The sequence below is a fragment of the Massilia sp. BHUDP2 genome (assembly GCF_046236355.1).
GTDB lineage: Bacteria > Pseudomonadota > Gammaproteobacteria > Burkholderiales > Burkholderiaceae_D > Telluria > Telluria varians.
Window position 1 is genome coordinate 1 of record NZ_JBJUVW010000015.1, and the last position, 306, is coordinate 306.

At 46.4% G+C, this 306-nt stretch carries 1 rRNA gene; it reads right to left on the reverse strand.

Annotated features, from left to right (window positions below):
* Positions 1–214: 214 nt before the first annotated feature.
* Positions 215–306, reverse strand: a 16S ribosomal RNA gene (locus tag ACK6C6_RS24510); the annotation flags it as partial.

Below are 306 nucleotides of genomic sequence, written 5' to 3' on the forward strand. Positions count from 1 at the left end.
CATTGCATGTTTGTTGATACTTGATTACTACCCTAAGTGTGCTCGCTCATCGTTTCCGATTCACTTACACGCTTAAAAAAACTTTACTTCTTCCAGATTGTTAAAGAACGAGAACTACACTTATCGAAGACTAGGGCCTTGAATAAGTACAGTTCAGTCAACAGCCGATAAGCGTAGGCGCTTGATGCTGAGCTTTCGCTCGGTGCTACTCTAGAAAGGAGGTGATCCAGCCGCACCTTCCGATACGGCTACCTTGTTACGACTTCACCCCAGTCACGAATCCTACCGTGGTAAGCGCCCTCCTTA